Below are 19,431 nucleotides of genomic sequence, written 5' to 3'. Positions count from 1 at the left end.
AGTGTGCACCTCAAAAAATTTATGTTTACTGCGATTTCACCTAACATCTAATCTACGAACTTCGCAAATCCCACAAAAAATGAAGAAATTCACGAACTGCGTATATTCCCTAATATACCATGGGTTCGTGAACTTCTGCGCGTTATTCGAGGTCATGGGGATCAATAATGTAGACTGGGCTTGTTGACACGTCCGAGAGCACATAGGAACCGCCATTTACCGTATGCTTCGGAAAGACGAATTCGCCAGCTGCTGAACGAGGAAGCCAGTTAATTGCAATTGATGACCGTGGACTGAACGAAGAAAAGAGGCTGAAAGATTCGCTTGAACGATTCGCAGCTCGCTCGTCTTCCAACAGCTGAAGCCAGACCTCTGGCAGCTGGATCGCCCCGTAGCTCTTTGTACTCGCGTCTACCCGATGCTTGAGCTGGATTCTCGGTTGATACGTGTTATGCTCATCGGTGCCATAATAGCTTCGCTCCCGCATAAGATAGTAATCAATTGCGCTAATCTGACCGCTAGGATTCATGTTCCAGATCAGGACGTGTGACGAAGGGTCCTTCTCCTTAAGCTTCCATAGGAAGGGTTCGCCGCGCTGCTCTATTTTTTTCAGCTTCCAACTAAACACTTCCCACTTCCATAGTCCAATTCCATACTCATTATTCTCACTGACAAAAGGAACGACGACATGAGCATCATCGATATGGATCACTTCAAGTATTTCTTGAATAACGTTCTTATTGGATCGGCCCATCTCGCCTACCGCTGCCTCATGACTAGGAAATGGCTTGGGATGATGATCGAGATACATATAACCTGCTCTAATAATGACAAGAATGATGACAGCACTCAACAGCAGCGCGATCTTCTTTTTCTGCAGCATTATTCTCCTCCCCCCATCTCAACCAGCGGTTCCTCAGAGCGGTAGTAGAATTGCCGTTTTTCTGTCGTGATCAACAGTCCTTTTCCATCCCTTTCAAGATACACCATCGATTGAAGGCCGCTCCCCCATCTCGCATGCGTATTTATCACCACGTAAGGGAAACGCTCCATTTGATAATCAGGTTTTCCTTTAGTACTCGTTTGAGAATACCAAGTGTACGTTTGATCCTCTGCTTGCTCCAGCTTAGGGATGAGGGATCGCAGCTGCTTAGGATGAAGAACTGCTTGGGGTGCTGTAGGATGAGTAGGAATCAGCACGGCCTGCTCTACATTTGCAAGATAGGTGTCTGCATTATTTATAGGATACATCACACTATGAATCATCGTGGATAATAGCATTGCCGCTAGAAAAATATAATTGCTCCAAAATCCAATCCATGCATATTGGCAGTAAATCTCATATCGATGCTTTCGCAAAAAGAAATGCAAGATCCAAACCCCTAACGGAAGGACTGCAATCCTGACCACCATATCCATCAGCATCATGTTCCATGAAAAGGAGATTATCCCTGCCAGTGCAGCGAGCACCGCTTTCCATATCGCTGGTTTCTCCTTCTGTTTGCGATAGCGTATGATGATCCACAGGATGATCATTCCCCATCCCATTATGTTGAACCATATCGATAGAATATTTACAGGCATATGCTGTATGATAACATTCATGCTTGACCTCCTTTAACATGCTTCATTCATAATAGTGAAACTTAAATGGTCCCATCTTCTTTGATCGGTTATGACAAAGATAGGATTAAATTTAAAACCTAACAGCCATATTAACACTCATCATGTAAGTCGTGATCCCTTAATGATACCATATACTGGGATTGCATAAGAAGATGAAATCATCAATCCTGCTGTATATCCCAAGCAGCATACTCATCCTTACATCAACACTTATTCTTTTCGCTGCCAAGGATATGAACCTTTGTCCTGAAGCATGCTTATGCGCCCTACCCCTTTCCCTTTATACGAAAAAACACCTTCAGGCTTACCTCCGTATCTTGCGATACAGAAGCAGGCTTAAAGGTGTTTGGAGGATCCCCATTCTACAAGAGCAGTCCTTGCAGCTGCTGGAGCGGCTCAAGCTATATCGAATATACCACGACGATCTCAGCTGATACTCCGTTTAGATAAGGGGCATGCACAGAAACTGCGCCATGCTGAAAATGACAAGACCCCTATTATCTCGTGTGCAGTAGAAATTTCCCTTAGAGTCCGAACTCTAAGTCCTGGTAGACGTAAGGATCGCTTTTTGGCTCGATTTTTCGCAATTGATCGACGTGAAGCACCATGACATCATGATCTTGAAAGCTGCCTTCACGAAGGATGCCGGAAGCCTCAATCCATTCATCACGCTGCAGCATATGGTCCGTATCGTTCACAGCCAGCAGTCCGTAAGGCGTTGAATCCGCAGCACAGCACTGCATCGCAAAGCGAGTAACTGCGAGTTGATCATCCTTCATCCCTGTCATATGATGGACAAAGCCCTCTAGCCGCACTCGCTTGCCATAGAACTTGTCCCGATACAGATCAAGCGTCATGATCGTCTCGATAAAATGCTTCTCGCTGATGATGATTTCCTCTTCTTGAATCAGCTTCTCTGCATAAACCGCATAAGGCTTCGTAAAAGCATCCGAAGGAAACATCACATTTGTTGACTCCATTGATGGATTCGCCGCCCGCAAGTCGTCTTGATCAGGAACCTCAACTTGGACAAACTCCATTTCGTCTTCGAGCGAACCTTCGATTTCTTCGATCTCGACAGAAAGGCGTTCATCAACAGCCGGAAGGCGATTATCCGCATACCGCTCCGTAAAAATGCTGGAGGGAGCAAGATCGACTCCCTTCAGAGCAGCAGTCTGACTGCCGAGAGCAGCTGGCGGCCATAGCCAAGAAAGTATAAAGGGGAGAAGGAGAATGCCAAGGCTGATCGTCTGGCTTGCCTGCCACAAGGAGGGCGGCTCATCACTCGGGTCTTCATGCGAGCAGGAGCAACCGCAGTTATCGTGCGCATGTGTCTGCGAGTTCTTCTTGAACAAGGCTTGAATAATCAGCAAGCCACCTAATACATAACAGCCTGCGGCGGCAAGTCGCACCATCCACTCCACACGGCGCGAGATATACAAGGTCAGCAGTTCATCCCGATGGAGCCAATAGACAAAGATGCCCCAGCCAAGCAGCAAGCAGCCCGGTACAAATTCCAAGAGCCGTTGGCCTAAACGCTTCGTCATTGCTAGATCACCTCTCATTGATTCACTCGTTGAATCGATATCATTTCGATATTAACAGTCCATTTATACAGCCAATTAATCGTGTTTCGGAACCAATCGGCGACCTGCCGATACTAAGTCCTCTCTTGAGCCGTTACACCAAATTGTCAATGTCTACTAAGCATACCACCCGCCTCATGATGACAGCACAGACCATAGCATCGTTGAAGCAATAGGAATGAGGATGGCAAGCAGCAGAGTCAGCAGAAGGATGAATCTCGTACGAAACATCGTCAGCATCATGACCGTCATCTTCATGTCCATCATCGGGCCAAATACGAGAAAGCTAAGCAGGGCTTCTGGTCGAAATGACTGGGCAAAGGAAGCCGCAACGAACGCATCTGAGGTTGAGCACAGCGATAGAACATAAGCAAGTCCCATAAATATCCCGTGATCTGCCCAAGGATGAAGTAGAATCCATTGCAGCAGCCACTCTCTAGCCTCGGATACTTGAAATAACGCCGTTATGAAGGCGCCGAAAATAAGAAAATACGAGGTTTCCTTCCACTCCTGCCCCATATGGTGTAGAGCATGTCCTAGACGTTCCATCAGCTTCGCTTGTGCTGGACGGCTTGGATGTTCATGTTTATCCTTGTGCGTCCTATCCTCTAACCGAGCCCGATTGCTTCGATCAAGCCAAGCAACGACCATTCCGATGATAAGGACAACAACAAAGGCTGTTATCATGCGTGCAATCGGCATCTGAGGCTCTGTCGGGAATGCAATGACCGTTGACGAGTAGACGATTGGATTGAGCACAGGCGCTGCCATCATAAACGTTATCGCAACAGGAACAGGCAGTCCCTTTTGAACGAGCTTTCTGACAATCGGAATCATGCCGCATTCGCATAAGGGCAGGACAATCCCCCCCAAGGCAGCAAGTATAAGCAGCGGAAATAACGAAAAGTGGCGCGTGAGACGAGCCAGCCATTCCGGAGACACCCAAATATGTATAAGGGAAGAAATAAAGATGCCTAGAACTAAAAAGGGCAGCGCCTCCAGCAGAATGCTGACAAATACGGTGGTCAGCGACCGCCAGGAGGCTGCCTGCAAGCCGCTTGGCTGAACGATCAACCAGCCTATCAGAGCAACAAGCAGCAGCGCTGGGAGAACGAAGCTGACAGCCTGAGAACGCTTCTTCCCCTCAGGATTCAAGATAATAATAACCCCACCACCTTTCGAAGAATCGCTCGAACAGAACCCACTGGCACATCTTACAGTGCTGCAGCTAACATTCATCACTAATTATTCGTAATATTTACGATTTGTAGTATAGCAACTTGTTTATCTCTCGTCAACTAGCATCAACACAGCAAGCACGCCTTCGCATATGTCTTCTCCTGCTCCATTCCTTGCTTTGGAAGCACAACATTCCGTTAAAGCGGCAATTAGCTATAATTTGAAGATAATCCTCCATTGTTAAGCAGGCGCTTCGAGGTATAGACTACTCGTACACCAAATGAACGACAGGAGGTATCCTTAACGTGGAATGTCATCATAGAGTTGCCGTCGTAACGGGCGGCATGTCTCAAGCAGTCACGGAGAGCTGCTCTGCCGCAAAAGGCGGCATTCTTGCGCTTCCTCATGCACTCAGCATTAGCCTAGCTGGTCGAGCACGCGTAAATGCAATCAGTCCGGGATGGATTGACACAAGTGGCGATCCATCTGCACTCACAGCGTCAGATCGCCTTCAGCATCTGGTTGACCGAGTCGGCCAGACACAGGATATCGTTAATCTCGTATTCTTTTTGTGCAGTGAAAAAAGTGGATTTATTACAGGCGAAAATATACGGGTCGACGGGGGCATGTTGAAGCAGATGATCTACCATGGCGACCATGGCTGGACGTATCAGCCATCGGAACATAATGGTCATTCCATATGAGGAGCTCAGAACAGAATCGACGTACGGTTCGAATAATCTCATGGGTAACGGCTATCTGCTTGCTGGGAGATTCCATGCTCTATATCGTACTGCCGGTCTACTGGGCATCCTTCGGTTTGCAAGGACTATGGCAGGTTGGCATATTGCTGTCCATAAACCGCATGGTGCGGCTTCCGTTGAATCCTCTCGTCGGGTGGGCTTACAGCTGGCTGCCGAAGCGAACGGGCATCCTTATCGCGGTTGTCATTGCATGTCTGACCACGCTTGCCTTTGCCATTGCAAGCGGCTTCTGGATGCTGCTGATTGCAAGAGCGGCTTGGGGAGCAGCATGGTCTATGCTTCGCATAGGCGGCTATCTAACAGTGCTTGAAGTCAGCACCGAGGATCGGGGGCACTTGCTCGGCAGCTATAACGGCATCATCGCGCTCGGCAGCTTAGTCGGCATGCTGGCTGGAGGTGTGTTTGCGGATCTCCTCGGCGTAAGAATGGTCGCTCTCGTGCTGAGCATCATTACGGCGCTTGGATTTCCTCTGGCATGGCTGTTCACAACCTCACACGAAACCAAGCCAAGTTCTTCTTCGAAGGAGCCGACCAAGCAAGCACTCAGAAGAGGGCTATTGCATCCCTACGCTCTGCTTACGCTGTGTTCTGGCTTAATCATTGCATTCCTCTTCCAAGGATTGCTGAATGCTTCCTTAAGCAGCCTGATTGATATTCAGCTCTCTCACCGCGCAGAAGGTCTCATCATTGCTGGCTTTGCGATGGGAGCCGCGTCTATTGCTGGAGTAGTCCAAGCGCTTCGCTGGGGCTGGACGCCGTTGCTGTCGCCTCTCATTGGAGCTTGGTCAGACGGACCGCGCGGCAGGCTTCCGCTTTATTTTGTAACGTTAGTCTTGGCGATTGCTGGAATGCTGTTCTTGTCGCTGCCCTTGCCTTTTGCCGCTTGGATGATCTTCTTAATCATGGTTCTAGCAGCCAATACTGCTCTTAATACCCTCTCGGATGCATTAGCTGCCGATGCGGCTGCTCAGGGAACCCATACTGTCGCCTACATGACCACTTATACCACTATTTTGGATGTTGGAGCCGCCTTAGGGCCTCTAGCCGCCTTTACTTTAATCGAGACTTACAGCACGCAGGGAATTACACTGCTGTCAGCCACGATGCTGCTTCTCTTATCCGCAGCCTGGTTCCTGCTGCGGCGTCATATACAGGTGAAGCCCTTTCATACGGCTTCCATGTGATCAATGAAGACAGCCCAAGCTCTCATGTTATCGGTCAACCTGTCAACTCACATGCTTAGCACTTTTTTGGGTCCCCTATATAAAAAAGAGCGTCCTAATCCCCATGGTCTTCTGGATTAGAACGCTCTACTTTCACGGACAACACACAAACATTATAAGGAAGCGGATTGGAAGGCTGGATGGCCTAATAATCTGCGCTTCAAATAACCCTTTAAATTATGGCTTCACCCATATGAACTACAAGGGCAGCTCCTGCTGCTCCTTATTCTTTTTTCGTTTATAGAGCAGATACAGCACAGCCGTCACGATACCGATACCAACAGCGACCAGCAAAGAAACGCCGTCTGCCGAGATTACCCCGTGCGCCAGCAAAGACATGATGAAAAAGTAGATCAGGTTGCCAAACAGCGTGCCAAGCACAAAATCGCGAAGCGGTATATTGCTTGCCCCAGATGCAATGTTAATCAAGCTTGTCGGTACAAAAGGAAATACACGCCCAATAAATACAAACGCAAAGCTGCGCTGATCCATTTTTTCCTTCTTCCATCTGGACTGAATGAGGCGAACGAGGAAATCTTTCAACCAATATCGAGCAGCCAGATAAACCAGAACACCGCCAACCACACTTGTCAGCCAGCTCCATAGGAATCCATACCCGAACCCAAACAATGTAATATTGGACGAAATGACGAGAATCAACGGAATCAGTGTAAATACATTCTGAATGATCATGATGATCAGCATGACCACAAGCAAAAAGATCGTGTTGCCTTCGGCATAATTCTGAATCTCCCTCAGATCAACATGCAGCAAGCTTTTAAGAGGTTCCGCATGCAAAACAGCATAGAGCAGTGCGATAAAAAGTCCGATTGATACAATTTTCACCCATTTAGAGCCCATCTCACACCTTACTTTCTTTCGATAGCTATTATCGTTTATTAGAGTCAGGTTATTTTCGTTAACGATTGAAAAACAGAAAACAACGGAGCGCATACCCCGTTGTCTCTGTCAGACTTATAGAATTATAGCTTTATCTTCGAGAATGAACAAGAGCCAGAGGACCGATTATCCGAGATCAGGAACATCCTGCAGACACACAACAGGAGCATCCGTGCCATGAAGCTCGAATAGGATCAGCTCATTATCCCCCTCACGAAGCAATGGCGCGGGCACATACAGCGTCTTCTGCGGCCCCACTTCCCAATAACGGCCAAGATTAAAGCCATTGATATAGGCTGCTCCTTTCGTCCACCCCTCGAGCTGCAAGAACGTATCTGCAATGTGGTCCAGCGTAATCGTTGCTTTATGAAAACGCGGACCTGTGAGCGTATTGTCAGGTTCCATCGGAGCTGGCTCAAACCTTAAAGCCGATAAGTCCTTCAACGGAAGCGAATAGATGGTCCAATCATACAAGAATTGCTGGCCAAGACGCACCCCTTCCGTAATCCCCTTCGGGTCCTTGAGCTTCCAGCCGTAATTGATTCTCCCCATATTCTCAACGAGGAGGCTCAGCTTCGCACCGCCTTTTGGAATTTCCAGCAGGATATCCGTTTCAGATACTTGAAGAGAAGGGTCGTGCGTATTGCGATCGATTACGCCCTGATATTCGCCATTCAAGTATACGATCGCGCGGTCGCGTATCTCTTGAACAGCCAGCTTGCTTTTTCCCAACGGCCCCGGAATATTCGTTTCGTATAAAATAAACCCATAGTCCTGCCCAAGCTTTTCCATCGTGACAGGATAAGGACTATTAATTGGCTGAGACAGTCGATCAAGAGATTCAAATAAGCCTGCCTGCTCTGTCATCTGAATGGGACCGAGGCTCATTTTTGGCGCAGGCGCGGGAAGCGGAATGTCGGGCAGCTCCACGTACTTCCCGATCACTTCTCGAATAGCCAAGTACTTCTCTGTAATATCCCCGGCTTCATTTAACAGCGCGTGATAATCATAGCTTGTTACCGTCGGCTCATATTTGTCTGAATAGTTGGCGCCGTTGTAGAAGCCGAAGTTCGTCCCGCCATGGAACATGTAGAAATTCACCGATGCTCCAGATGCCAAAATGCGATCCAGCACCTCTGCAACCTCGGCATGATCACGGACATGATGCTCCTCGCCCCAGTGATCGAACCAACCGTTCCAGTATTCCATGCAGACGACCGGCTTGTCAGGCTGATATTCAAGCAATTTGTCAAACGCCTGCTCTGGACGCGAACCAAAGTTCACAGTAGCAAGAACATTAGGAAGCGTACCGCCTTGCAGCATATAATCCGTAGGGCCGTCTGAAGTAAAAAGAAGGACATCAATCCCTCGCTTGATCATCCCTATTCGCAAATGCTCCAGATAAGCCTTGTCATTGCCATAGCTCCCGTACTCGTTTTCAATCTGCATGGCGATAATCGGTCCGCCTTGCGTGCACAAGTAAGGTCTGAACTTCTCCATCAGCACATCGTAATAATGATCCACCTTCTCTAGATAATAAGGATCGGAGCTTCGAAGCTGAATATCGGAGTGCTGCAGCAGCCATGCAGGAAAACCGCCGAACTCCCATTCTGCGCACGTATACGGGCTTGGGCGAATAATAACAAAGAGGCCCAGCTCATGCGCGAGCTCAATAAAGCGGGTAATATCAGCAATGCCCTCGAAGTTGAACCTCCCTTCTTCAGGCTCGTGCAGATTCCATGGCACACAAGTCTCCACCGTGTTGAATCCGCAAGCCTTCAGCTTCAGCAGACGATCCTTCCAATATTGTGGAACAATTCGATAATAGTGCATGGCTCCGCCGATGATTCGAACCGGACTTCCATTATACAGAAACTGCTTTCCCTCAATTGTGAATGTCGACATGTTCATCACCCTTTCATGGAATAAGCTTCATATGGAGATTAACGCCCACGTGACAAGGCTCAAGCTTCAGCACCTGCTGCCATTGCTCTAGCGCGCGTGAATAATCCTTCATGCCAAGGTACCCTAGACCCATCATGAATCGGCAGTGCACCTCATTCTTCTTGTTCAAGTCTTCCTCAAACACGAGAAAATCCGGAAGGGATACCGCGAAGTAATCAATCGCAAGCGGTGTGAAAATATGCTGCTCCCCATAATCAATCAGCTTGTGAAAGCGCCGCTTCGCTCCCTGCTCATCCCCTAGCTTAAGACATGCCATTCCTTGATAGTAGATCATCTCTGGCGGCTGGTCGTTGTAATACATTGCGCTGACAGGCTCTGCGAGTCCATTCGACGCCTCCTTATAGCAATCCGTTGCCTTTCGCTTCTCATTTAATTGTTCGAAGGCAAGCCCCATATAATAGTAAATATGATTCTCCTGAGCACCAGCAAGCTTCCCTTCCCCTAGATTGTCGGGGTACACAAGCGCAGCGTTCAGCAGTTCAATGGCTCTGCTCGCATCATCGGTCTGCAGCGCCATGCGAGCCAACTCCACATGAGACCATACATACTGGGAGGTAATCTTGCCTTCCCCACCCTCCCACGGATGAAAGCGATGCTCTGCCATTCGCCGAAGGGCTTCTTTGTAGGCACCTGTCAGATTAAGCAAGGTCATGTACTCCACATACAAATCATCGCGCTCTACAACATCTGCCCCCCTAGCTTCTAAGCATGCAAGTCGCTCTTTAGGAGTATAGCCAATCTTTTTATACAGCTGGTCAAGCTCATACAGCACACGAATATCTTGTTCATTTAGCGAAACAGCCTGCTCAAGCGATGCTTTCGCTTGGTTCGCATCTTGAAGCTTATTATAATAAGCAATCGCTAGATTGCGGTGCACGGTTGGATGTGCTCCATCAAGAGCAGCGGATTGCTCCCAATAGTGGATCGCATCCTGATGCCGCTTCCTATCATACAGCCAGTTGCCAAGGTAATAGGCTGCCGCCGCATCAGCAGGATCTCGATCTAAGGCTCCCATTAAAGCGCGGTATTCGAGCAAGCTGTTCGGAAATACGTAGCTTCGGCTTAGCATCGAGGCATGCTTGCTTAAGCGCAGCGCCTTCTGCGAATCGCCTGAGCGATCTGCAAAATCTGCGCACACATATGCCAGCATCGGGCATGCCCTGTCTAAGTTCAACCCTAACTGCAGGATCTGCTGCCCTTCTTCCCATCCCCCGGCAGCATCATATTCCTCCACTGCTGCCAGATAGAGATGCGGCTCTTGGTTCAGACGGCGAACAAAGGATTGGAGCTGTTCTTCAGCTGCTTCCTCTTGCCCGCTGCCCTTTTGCAGCAAATACTCCTCGTACAACGATACCGCATCCATTGGATCAATCGCTTGCGTTTCACGAGCCAGCACAAGCGCCCTCTCCGTATAACCTAGCTTTCTTAGCAGCATGGCCTTCACATTTCTAATCCTCGTGCTGCGGTAATTGCGAACGAGCGAACGATCAACATGCTCAAGCGCAGTATGCCAATCACCCTGCCGCATGTCCATACAGGCAAGCTGATAATAGCCGCGATCATGCCAGTTTGAATTCCAAATCGACTTGTAAAAAGCGCGGTACGCCTCATCTGGCTGATCAAGATGCTTCAAGCACAAACCGAGATGATAATAGCATTCTGAATCATAGGGATTCGGATTGTGCTTGGTAGAGGTCTCGATCGCTCGTTCAAAGCAAGCCTTGCTGTCTTCATATTCTCCTCTTCGGAGCAGCAGCAAGCCAAGCGCATTATTCAATCGAATATCATTCGGATCGCGTCTAAGTCCCTCTTCATAATAATGCTCTGGCTCGAAGGTCGCATGGCGGTACTGCTCCAAATGCATGCCAGCAAGCCACAGTGCTTCCGTACTAGCCAGCTCTTCCGGTCTGCCTATAGCCTTCGCTGATTCCGGGATCTCCACCAGCTTAGGTTCATCACGACGATATTGCACAAGCAAGCTTCCCTGCTGATCCAGCACGCTAACCTCAAGCTCATGCGCGTACAGCGAATGCTTGAGCCGCACCTCTTGTACAAAGGCCTGCTGAGGTGTTAAAGAAGTCTCGATCGTGCACAGCTCGCCTGCTGGCCCCGTTAGACTTATCCGCGCATCAGGCTGCTCCGATGTGACATACACACCAATTCGAACCGTCAATGGGTCAGCATTCATGATATCGAGATTGACCGCAGCATCGATGGTCGCATTCTTCAAGGCTCCAATTTGTTTATAAGGCATAAAATATTGTTTGAACGTCTTTTCCTCATGCGGCATGATCCATGTAAAGTCAGGCTGGTTATCCGTATACACCCCCGTCATCAACTCGATATACGGGCCATTCTCATCTGTGAGATTGCGGTCCCATGCCTTGCCAAAGTCGCCACAGCCCCATGTCCACTGCTTCTTGCCCGGTGAGATGTGATGATTGGCAACATGAAGCGTGCCTGCTTGCGCACGGTGATCATAGCTCCCAATAAAGTCGTAATCCGAATGATAGGCCATATAAGAAGTTGGCACAGGTATATTGCGATAACGTGAAATATCAACGCCGTGCGAATAATCCATTTTATAATAGGTTCCCGTCGCAATGGGGAAGCGCGATACATCTCTTTTCCCATGGTCGAACACGGCATGCACATCTGGAGGAAACACAGACTGTGTCTCATCATGCGCAGCCAAGGCAGGATTAGCCCACCACAAGAAGGTCTGCGGCACATCCGTCCGATTATACACCTGCCCATGAATCTCAATATAAGCCTTCCCTGGGTAAAGTGTAATGCCATGCATGCCCTTCGTTCCATACATGCGATCAATCTCGCTTAGCCACACCGTACAGCTGCCATCCTCATTAACCGCACAGTGGTATTCGACAGAGCCGAATGTATTAGGGCGATGATGCTGCGGCCAATTGAATTCAATGCCTCCAGACGTCCAGGGTCCAGCCAGTCCGACTAAAGCAGGCTTGATGACCTGGTTGTAATAGACGAAATCATATTGATTGGTTTTATCCAGTGCGCGATAGATCCGACCGCCAAGAGCAGGAATAATCTGAACATGAAGATATTCATTCTCCAAAAAGATGAGGGTGTACGGCTTAAGCTTCTTGTCATCCATGACTTTGTCAATGACGGGATACGGATACACCTTCCCTGAACTGCCTTGGTAGACACGCTTCTCCAAAAACATAGGATTAGGATTTGGAGCCCCTACGGCATAGGTAGGAATCTCAACAATATCCTCCCACATCCTTACTCGCTGATTTGACTGCTCCATGATGTCCTCCTTTTTGATTGCAATGCCTTAACGCTACTGTATAATGAACTCATGCATGAACCAATAGAGGATATAACAAATGAGATGGACGATATTATGATTAATATCGCGAATCGAAATGGAGACCACAGACCGTGAACATGACACAAAAGAAACCTGATGGCTTCACGAATCAACGAATCCTGGTTGTACCCGAATCTCTATCCGTGCATTGCCGTAATCACCCGATCATGGAATCCATCTACTTTACCGACATCGGCTTCTTCCCATACGCCATGCATCACTTCCGTGAACGAAGCGCTGGAGCGCTTGGAACGATCCTCATCTGCTGTGTAGAGGGCTCGGGCTGGGTCCAAACCAATGATGGAAGACGGCAATTCCTATCGCCCGGCCACACTGCCATCATTCCTGCGGGCACACCGCACCAATACGGTGCAGACGAGGCGGATCCCTGGAGCATATACTGGATCCACGTGGCAGGAAGTCAGGTCAGCTTATTTGTCGGGGAGGACCCATGGGTCGCCTCCCTTCATGCGCGAGATCTCAAACGATGGATCATATTATTCGAGCAATGCTGGGAACTGCTGGAGCTAGGCGTGACGGTCCCCTCGATGCTGGACGGCTCACAGATCATACGTCAAATGCTCGCTATTCTTCATCATTATCGAACGAACACGCTTCATTCCGATAAACAGAACGATTACTTGATGCAAGCCATTCAATATATGAAGCAGCGTCTTCATAAAACGATGAATTTAACGGAGCTTGCCCAGCATGTCAATGTCTCAAAATCATATCTGATTGCATTGTTTAAGCAGCAGACCGGCTATGCGCCCATTGATTATTTATTGCGCATGAAGATTCAGCGCGCATGCCGTGAATTGGATATGACCGATCGATCAATCAAGGATATCGCTGCCCAGCTTGGCTTTCATGATCCGTACTATTTCTCGCGCCAATTCAGCCGCGTGATGTCGATCTCGCCCACCGCCTATCGACAGCTGAATAAAGGCTAAGACGACTCTATCAAAGGCTTGGCACCGTCAATCCAGCTATGTAACAAGCAGTTTCAAAAGTACTGGAAATTTGTATAACCCAGGAATACCCATACATATAAAAGGACCTCTAATCCACCGGAGTGAATGTAGAGGTCCTTTTGTACGAACATATTTGATTAGAAGCGAACAGCGAGATCTTACAGCTCATTCCAAGAAACGATTTGGTCAAGCGGAAGACGAACAGTTGGACGTCCTGGCTGTGCTGCCTTGCCGATCGCAATCAGCATAATGTTCTCATAATGCTCAGGCACGTTGAACGCTTCTTTGAATTTTACGCCATCGAAGCCGCCCATTGGGACGGTGTCATAGCCTCTTGCTCTTGCAGACAGCATAAGCTGCATGGAGACAAGGCCGCCGTCGATATGAACAATGCTTTTCTTTCTAGCCTCATCCATATTGCGGTATACATTCTCTGCTGTTCCAACGAATTGCTGCTTCACTTCCTCCGTCATATAGCCAGCATCAACAGAAGCCGAATAGATTTGCTCGCCTCTTTCATACCATTTGAGATCGCCAAATACCGCGATCACTGCAGAAGCATCCACTACTTGCTTCTGATTGAAAGCAATGGGAAGCAGCTTCTCCTTCAGCGCTTGATCTTCAATAACCAGGAAGCGCCATGGCTGCAGGTTGCTTGAGGAAGGCGCAAGAGTGGCCTCGTGCAGAATCTCTTCTAGTTCTGCTATTGTCATCTTAACGGATGGATCATAATAGCGAACGGAATGGCGTTCTTTAACCACCTGGTGGAAATCTTGGCTTACTTGTACGGACATAAATAATTCCTCCTACCCTATATCTGTGCATTTATTTGCACAGTTAAATTGTGAATTAACTATGATATTTATTACACAGTATATAGCGCATTTTTTTAATTGTCAACCTCTCATTTCAGCTTGATTTTCCCCATCAAGTCTGCAATGGAATATGCGTTCAGCACCTTCATCAAGCTTTGATCAATGTCTTCAAGCACATCTTTCATCGCAGCTTTCATTTGCTCTCCGAAGGCATGATCTCCTGTCGCTTCCAACATGCTGCTGCAGCGCGCATCATGAAGGTGAAGCACAGCATATACATCCGCTAGCGTAATATCTTCAGCATCCTTAGCCAAGCGGTATCCGCCAACTCTCCCCTCTTTCGCTTCAATCATCTGCTCTTTTGCCAAGGCAGCGAGAATGCGTCTTAATACCGTAGGCTCCGAATCCAGATACTTTGCAATATCACTGCTGGGACAGGTTCCTGATTGCTTTCCAAGAATAACAAGAGCCTGAAGGGCGAGACTGAACGTCTTGTAAGTGGAAGGACAGGTTCCAGAACGTTTATCCGCATTTTGTCTTTTCACGTCTTAGTCCCCCTTGCATGGTGTAATCTATTTGAAATGCATTGTAACCTATTATCCAGCTTCCATCAAGGCATTGCCAGCCTTGAGCCCTCTCCTCGTTGTGATGTTATTCCCATAAAAAGCAAGAAAGTATCATTCGTAGGATTGTGGGACATGAATCCGGCGATTATAATAGAATCTACCATTCATTACCTATTTAAGATTTGAGAGGAGACTTGCAGTGCTGCCGGATCTGATCGAAGGTTATGAGGTTGTGTTTACACATGCCTTAACAGGCATGGCTTTACTCTCTAAGGAGGGTCAGATCTTAAAGGTAAATGACGCCTTGTGCGACCTTTGGGGTTATCGACAACATGAACTGCTTTCCCAGATTCCATTCGGGGAGGAATGGAGCCCTATACTCGATTCTATTTTGACTGCTGCTAAAACCATGCATGCACAAGAGGACTTCTGTGAGCTTACATGCACGTATCTCCACCCTTCAGGCAAAACGATGCACCTTTATATGAAGGTAACGTTTGCACGTATTCCTACACACGCCGCAACCTGCTATCTGGTACAGTTTCAAGATGTCAGCCAGCTGCTTCGCCTTGAGACCAAGCTAAAGCATAAGGAGAGCCAGCTATATGAAAGCGACGATGTCTTGAATACACTGCTGGCCGATCTGCCCCTTGCCGTCATTATTACGAAGCAAGGGGTCATTCAAGATGTCAATCCAGCAGCCTTGGAGATGATTCATGCTAAGAGCAAGCTGGAGCTTATAGGCAAGGCGACGCAAGACATCGTCGACAACAATTATCACGATGAGATTATGAAGCGACGCGCAAGACATGCCCAAGGCAAGCCGCTTGGCATCGTAACCTACCTTATTCACTGCATGGACGATACGCAGAAGTTCGTCAACGGATTCACCATTATGATTACCTATAAAGGTGATCGTGCCGCAGTCAGTATTTTCAAGGATATTACGAAGGAGCGAATCGAAGAAGAGCGGCTTATGCAATCAGAGAAGCTTAACACTGCTGGGCAGCTAGCGGCAGGCATCGCCCATGAGATTAGAAATCCACTTACCTCAATAAATGGATTCTTAAAGCTTATGAGATCAAATCAGCGCAACAAAGAAATGTACTTTGACATTATTGAGTCCGAACTGAAGCGCATTGAACTGATCGTTGGGGAATTGCTCGTGCTGGCAAAGCCACAGTCAAGCGTCAGAAGCCGTCCGCTCGATATTGTGCCGCTCATTTTTCAGATCGTTACTTTAATGAAGGTCCAATCCGCCTTCAAAAACATTGAGCTTGAGATGATCACATCATCAGAGTCGGTCTGGATTCAAGGCGAGGCCAATCAAATTAAACAAGTCTTTATTAATTTATTGAAAAACGGCATCGAGGCCATGACTAATAATGGCCGCATATGGATTCGAATTGAATCTTCGCCTTACGAGGTGCTTATCCAAGTACAGGATCAAGGCAGCGGGATGACAACCGAACAGCTCCAATCCCTTGGACAGCCTTTTTATACCACCAAGGAAACAGGAACAGGTCTCGGTTATATGATTACACAGAACATCGTACATAACCATAATGGCTCCATCCATGTGGAGAGCACTCCTGGAGATGGCACAACCTTTACCGTAAAGCTCCCTTTGCTTCAATTAGAGGATTAGTATTTAGCACGACGCTGCAATCTCAGAGGAGCATAACAAACCAATAAAAGACCTTTCGTCATGGGAACATCCCCTAGATCGAAAGGTCTTATTAGCTTTACAGCAATACCCAGCCGCCAAGTGCTCCTCCTGCAACGATCATCCAAGGAGGAAGCTTCCAGCATACAAGCAGTATAAATAAGAAAACTGCCAAAACAAACTCCATTGTGCCGTTAATCGCCTGCACCCATATCGGATCATACAAAGCCCCAAGGAGGATCCCAACCACTGCAGCGTTCACGCCCATCAGCATGGCTTGTACATAGGGCAGCCTGCGAATGTGGTTCCAAAAAGGCAGCACGCCGACCACAAGCAGGAAAGCCGGCAGAAAGATCGACAAGGTCGCAACAACAGCCCCGAAGATGCCATTGCTAATGGCGCCTAGATAGGCGGCAAAGGTAAACAACGGTCCCGGAACGGCCTGAGCAGCACCATATCCCGCTAAAAATTCATTCTCACTTAACCAGCCCATCGGTATGAGTTCGCGCTCAAGCAGCGGCAGAACGACATGACCACCGCCAAAAACAAGCGAGCCTGAGCGATAAAAGCTGTCGATCATTGCAACCCAGTCGCTTCCCGTCCACATGCGCATAAGCGGCAGTAGAACTAAAAGCACCCCGAAGAGAATGAGGCTGTTTACTGCAATCGTTCGTCCTATTGGTACAGCGAATGCGGTCGTCTCCTTCACCTGCTGCTGTCGGTACAAGAACCATCCAACTACCGCTGCAGCCATTATGATAACAATTTGGCTGATTGGCGAGGCCCATACGAGTGCAATAGCGGCTGCTATCCCCACGATGCTCATCCTGATTCGATCAGGAGCAAGTGTTTTTCCCATTCCTAGAATTGCTTGCGCCACAATCACAACAGCAACAATTTTAAGCCCCTTAAGCCAACCATAGCTTTCCACAGACCCTCCACCTACAAGCATCGCAAAGGCAATGAGAATAACGACTGATGGCAGGGTGAAACCAAGCCATGCTGCAAGCCCTCCAAGCAAGCCTGCACGAGTCAAGCCAATTCCGATGCCGACCTGACTGCTCGCGGGTCCTGGGAGAAACTGGCACAATGCGACTAAATCCGCATATGCCTTTTCATCAAGCCATTTTCGTCGTTGTACGTATTCATGATGAAAATAACCGAGGTGAGCTGTAGGTCCGCCAAAGGATGTGAGTCCAAGCTTAAAGGAAACCCACAATACTTCCCATACACTTTTCTTCTGACTGCGCTTCTGATCGCTGTCTTGAGGAGCTGCATAAGTGGAATCGTTCGATGTCATATAATCGTCGTTCTCCTTCAATTCGATGTAAAAAGTGAGTGAATCCATTTCATCATAATGAAGGTATGGAAGGAACACAAGGCATTCAAGTGATTCAGAAGTTGATTATTCTAATAAGTTATTGTAAAGGCAATAAAGCCTGAGTCCGCACACAGGGCTCAGGCTTTATTCTTGCCTTCAATCAAGAAGATTCATCGATATATTCCTTTAATTGCGATTGCAGTCTGCTCTTGTGCTCTGGATTCACATGGAACCACTGCACGAGCTCATGAATTCGGTTAATCGTGCTCCAGCTTATATAGTGCTCCATTCTCTCCACTTCATCTACAATACTGGGATCAGGAACACCTACGAGTTCTAGGAACTGCTCTAGGATCTCATGCCGCTCAAGCAGCCGCTTGCCAGCTGTCAGGCCCTTTTCCGTCAACGACAGTCGGCCATATTTCTCGTATACAATATAAGCGCTGGCGCCTAATTTCCTTGCCATTCTCGATACTGAGGAAGTATGCACGCCGAGCGCTTCTGCCACGTCCGTTACACGAGTATAGCCTCGATCTAATGTCAGTATATACATTTGTTCAAGGTAGTCCTCCATACCAGGGGTAGGCATGTTGATTCACACCTTTCATGCTTCACTTACGATGAGAGCATCTGTGGACGTATCCACTTCGCGACAACACCGTGCTTTGGCGAGCCAATGAAGCTGATCATAAAGATCAAGCCAGTTGCAAATGCCATTGATCCTGAGATGGAGGTATCTAGCCATGCTGCAATATAATATCCCAAGATGGCAGAGATCACACCAAACAAACCGCTTAGTACGAGCATGATTCCTAATCGATCCGTCCATAGGTAAGCTGCAGCCGCTGGGGTAATCAGCATCGCGACAACCATGATCGCGCCGACCGCGTCAAAGGCCGCTACAGTTGTGACTGATACAAGCGACATAAACACATAGTGCATCAATACAACGGGAATACCTAGACTTGCGGCGAGCGCAGGATCGAAGGAAGTAATCTTCCATTCCTTATAAAAGGCTAAAATCGCAATCATGACAACCAACAGCACTGCCGACAGCATAACAACGGCTTCAGGCACCTCACCAATCCATGGGATATGTGTCTTCTCCCAAGGAATAAAGGTGATTTCACCCATAAGGGTGTGCTTAACGTCCAGATGCGCATTGCCGACCTGAGTTGCGATCAGCACGACTCCAATCGCAAACAAGGAAGTAAACACAACGCCGATCGAGGCTTCCTGCTGTACGCCGCGCTCGTGGAACCATTGCACGAGCACGGTTGTTAATAATCCTGCAATGATGGCACCAATCAGCATATGAATGCCGCTTAGCTCTCGAGTAACGAGGAAGGCTGTCACGATCCCAAGCAGGACGGTATGGCTGATCGCATCAGCCATCATTGCCATGCGTCTAAGAATCAATAATACACCGATGAAACCGCAGGAGAGTCCCACCAAAGAGGCGGTAAGCAAGATCCAACCTGTGTAGCTCATGTG

At 48.1% G+C, this 19,431-nt stretch carries 16 protein-coding genes; 4 read left to right on the top strand and 12 right to left on the bottom strand.

The window, feature by feature from the left end:
- Window positions 1-142 precede the first annotated feature (142 nt).
- From B9Y93_RS04570 to B9Y93_RS04555, 4 genes are all read right to left on the bottom strand, one after another.
- Window positions 143-883, bottom strand: coding sequence for a hypothetical protein (locus tag B9Y93_RS04570; protein WP_085493142.1), 741 nt, complete (start codon window positions 881-883; stop codon window positions 143-145).
- Entirely contained in the window at window positions 883-1,605 is a 723-nt protein-coding gene (locus B9Y93_RS04565; protein ID WP_085493141.1) for a hypothetical protein, read from the bottom strand. Before B9Y93_RS04565 ends, B9Y93_RS04570 begins: the two co-directional genes overlap by 1 nt.
- Window positions 1,606-2,150: 545 nt before the next feature.
- Window positions 2,151-3,173, bottom strand: a complete 1,023-nt coding sequence (locus B9Y93_RS04560; protein WP_176228843.1) for a TIGR03943 family putative permease subunit — start codon at window positions 3,171-3,173, stop codon at window positions 2,151-2,153.
- 174 nt (window positions 3,174-3,347) lie between these two features.
- Window positions 3,348-4,367 (bottom strand): permease, encoded by a 1,020-nt coding sequence (locus B9Y93_RS04555; RefSeq protein ID WP_176228842.1) that lies wholly within the window; start codon window positions 4,365-4,367, stop codon window positions 3,348-3,350.
- A gap of 329 nt (window positions 4,368-4,696) precedes the next feature.
- Between B9Y93_RS04555 and B9Y93_RS04550 the strand changes: the two genes are divergently transcribed.
- Both B9Y93_RS04550 and B9Y93_RS04545 read left to right on the top strand, forming a co-directional pair.
- Window positions 4,697-5,095 (top strand): SDR family oxidoreductase, encoded by a 399-nt coding sequence (locus B9Y93_RS04550; protein ID WP_244903284.1) that lies wholly within the window; start codon window positions 4,697-4,699, stop codon window positions 5,093-5,095.
- Complete coding sequence (locus B9Y93_RS04545) at window positions 5,092-6,339, top strand: MFS transporter (protein ID WP_085493138.1); 1,248 nt, start codon at window positions 5,092-5,094, stop codon at window positions 6,337-6,339. Before B9Y93_RS04550 ends, B9Y93_RS04545 begins: the two co-directional genes overlap by 4 nt.
- A gap of 237 nt (window positions 6,340-6,576) precedes the next feature.
- On the opposite strand, the gene B9Y93_RS04540 is transcribed toward B9Y93_RS04545, so the two are convergent.
- The 3 genes from B9Y93_RS04540 to B9Y93_RS04530 all read right to left on the bottom strand — a co-directional run bounded on the left by B9Y93_RS04540 (window position 6,577) and on the right by B9Y93_RS04530 (window position 12,532).
- The gene (locus B9Y93_RS04540) at window positions 6,577-7,224 is read right to left on the bottom strand and encodes a TVP38/TMEM64 family protein (RefSeq protein ID WP_176228840.1); all 648 of its coding nucleotides are present in this window, start codon (window positions 7,222-7,224) and stop codon (window positions 6,577-6,579) included.
- A gap of 180 nt (window positions 7,225-7,404) precedes the next feature.
- The gene (locus B9Y93_RS04535) at window positions 7,405-9,183 is read right to left on the bottom strand and encodes a glycoside hydrolase family 35 protein (protein WP_085493136.1); all 1,779 of its coding nucleotides are present in this window, start codon (window positions 9,181-9,183) and stop codon (window positions 7,405-7,407) included.
- A gap of 13 nt (window positions 9,184-9,196) precedes the next feature.
- Complete coding sequence (locus B9Y93_RS04530; protein WP_085493135.1) at window positions 9,197-12,532, bottom strand: DUF5107 domain-containing protein; 3,336 nt, start codon at window positions 12,530-12,532, stop codon at window positions 9,197-9,199.
- Between the two features lie 140 nt (window positions 12,533-12,672).
- Between B9Y93_RS04530 and B9Y93_RS04525 the strand changes: the two genes are divergently transcribed.
- Window positions 12,673-13,548, top strand: a complete 876-nt coding sequence (locus B9Y93_RS04525) for a helix-turn-helix domain-containing protein (RefSeq protein ID WP_244903332.1) — start codon at window positions 12,673-12,675, stop codon at window positions 13,546-13,548.
- Window positions 13,549-13,727: 179 nt separating this feature from the next.
- Here B9Y93_RS04525 and B9Y93_RS04520 read toward each other — a convergent pair whose 3' ends face one another.
- Together B9Y93_RS04520 and B9Y93_RS04515 are read right to left on the bottom strand one after the other, a co-directional pair.
- Window positions 13,728-14,363 (bottom strand): nitroreductase family protein, encoded by a 636-nt coding sequence (locus tag B9Y93_RS04520; RefSeq protein WP_085493133.1) that lies wholly within the window; start codon window positions 14,361-14,363, stop codon window positions 13,728-13,730.
- Window positions 14,364-14,473: 110 nt separating this feature from the next.
- Window positions 14,474-14,929, bottom strand: a complete 456-nt coding sequence (locus B9Y93_RS04515) for an RrF2 family transcriptional regulator (protein ID WP_085493132.1) — start codon at window positions 14,927-14,929, stop codon at window positions 14,474-14,476.
- Between the two features lie 220 nt (window positions 14,930-15,149).
- Between B9Y93_RS04515 and B9Y93_RS04510 the strand changes: the two genes are divergently transcribed.
- Window positions 15,150-16,598: a PAS domain-containing sensor histidine kinase gene (locus B9Y93_RS04510; protein WP_085493131.1), complete on the top strand. Its 1,449-nt coding sequence runs from the start codon at window positions 15,150-15,152 to the stop codon at window positions 16,596-16,598.
- Window positions 16,599-16,695: 97 nt separating this feature from the next.
- Here the strand turns inward: B9Y93_RS04510 and B9Y93_RS04505 are convergent, their stop codons facing one another.
- The 3 genes from B9Y93_RS04505 to B9Y93_RS04495 form a co-directional block, all read right to left on the bottom strand.
- Window positions 16,696-17,916, bottom strand: a complete 1,221-nt coding sequence (locus tag B9Y93_RS04505) for a chromate transporter (RefSeq protein WP_085493130.1) — start codon at window positions 17,914-17,916, stop codon at window positions 16,696-16,698.
- Window positions 17,917-18,097: 181 nt separating this feature from the next.
- Window positions 18,098-18,526 carry a transcriptional regulator MntR gene (mntR, locus tag B9Y93_RS04500; protein WP_085493129.1) on the bottom strand — a complete coding sequence of 143 codons (429 nt, stop codon included), beginning with the start codon at window positions 18,524-18,526 and terminating at the stop codon, window positions 18,098-18,100.
- A gap of 26 nt (window positions 18,527-18,552) precedes the next feature.
- Entirely contained in the window at window positions 18,553-19,428 is an 876-nt protein-coding gene (locus B9Y93_RS04495; protein WP_085493128.1) for a metal ABC transporter permease, read from the bottom strand.
- Window positions 19,429-19,431: the final 3 nt, after the last annotated feature.

This window comes from Paenibacillus aquistagni (genome assembly GCF_900177815.1).
Taxonomy (GTDB): Bacteria; Bacillota; Bacilli; order Paenibacillales; family Paenibacillaceae; genus Paenibacillus_B; species Paenibacillus_B aquistagni.
The sequence above is the reverse complement of the archived record's forward strand: the minus strand, read 5'-3'. Positions and strand labels throughout refer to the sequence as shown.